Origin of the sequence: Grimontia marina (assembly GCF_900060185.1) — a bacterium.
In the GTDB taxonomy this organism is placed as follows: domain Bacteria; phylum Pseudomonadota; class Gammaproteobacteria; order Enterobacterales; family Vibrionaceae; genus Enterovibrio; species Enterovibrio marinus.
In genome coordinates, this window is the sequence record NZ_FIZY01000228.1 from 1 (window position 1) to 663 (window position 663).

Sequence of the window (663 nt, forward strand, 5' to 3'; positions counted from 1 at the left end):
TGACCGACCAGGATGGCAACGTCATCTTCTCCGGCACCGTGACTCAGGACATGCTGGATAATGGTCTGGATCTGAGCATAGATCCGCCTGCCACCGGCACCAATCTGGTGGTCACGGCCACCGTCACCACGCCATCGGGCAACACTGCCGAGGGCTCAGACAATGCCACCCTGGATTACGGCTCAGGCAGCGGTGCCCCGGCGGCACCGAGCGTGGTGATTACCGAAGACGCCGACAACGACGGCTACATTAATGACGCCGAACTTAATGGCCAGATAGACATTACCGTGACCCTGGGGGCCGGCACTGCCGTGGGCGATACCGTCACCGTCACCGATCAGGATGGCACCACCCTGTTCAGCGGCCCGGTCACCCAGGCCATGCTGGATAACGGTCTAAGCCTCACACTGAATGCGCCGGCAGCGGGTACTACCCTTACTATCACCGCCACCGTGACTGATCCGGCGGGCAACACGGCCCAAGGCAGCGACAGCGCAGTACTGGATTACGGCAGCACGGCACCTGGCGCACCAGTAGTCACCATTACCGAAGATGCCAACAACGACGGCTACATCAATGATGCCGAGCTCAGTGGTCAGGTAGACATCACCGTGACCCTGGGAGCAGGCACTGCCGTGGGCGATACCGTCACCGTGACCGACC

The 663-nt window shown here is 61.5% G+C and carries 1 pseudogene; it reads left to right on the forward strand.

The window, feature by feature from the left end:
- Nucleotides 1-663: pseudogene (locus tag GMA8713_RS27905) on the forward strand (hypothetical protein); the annotation flags it as partial.